Here is a 239-nt window from a genome sequence, read left to right as displayed (position 1 = left end):
GTCCATTATCGAAGATAAATACAACATAGAATGACCAAATGGTAAATAAGTAATATCGGTTGTTAATACTTCCATGGGACAACTCGCTTTAAATTGTCTTTGTAATAAATTGTCTGTTTTATAATACGGTTTACCTATCCTTGTCGTCTTTTTAGGTCTAATTCGGCAGTTCAAATGATGCTTCTGCATAATTCTCTGTACTCTTTTATGATTAATTGGTGATGTATAACATTGATTAA

The 239-nt window shown here is 31.0% G+C and carries 1 protein-coding gene; it reads right to left on the bottom strand.

Annotated features, from left to right (window positions below):
• A partial coding sequence (locus HMPREF2953_RS11290; RefSeq protein ID WP_141754087.1) for an IS3 family transposase occupies positions 1-239 on the bottom strand: 239 nt, incomplete at both ends.

The organism is Staphylococcus sp. HMSC072E01, assembly GCF_001814125.1.
In the GTDB taxonomy this organism is placed as follows: Bacteria; Bacillota; Bacilli; order Staphylococcales; family Staphylococcaceae; genus Staphylococcus; species Staphylococcus hominis.
The sequence above is the reverse complement of the archived record's forward strand: the minus strand, read 5'-3'. Positions and strand labels throughout refer to the sequence as shown.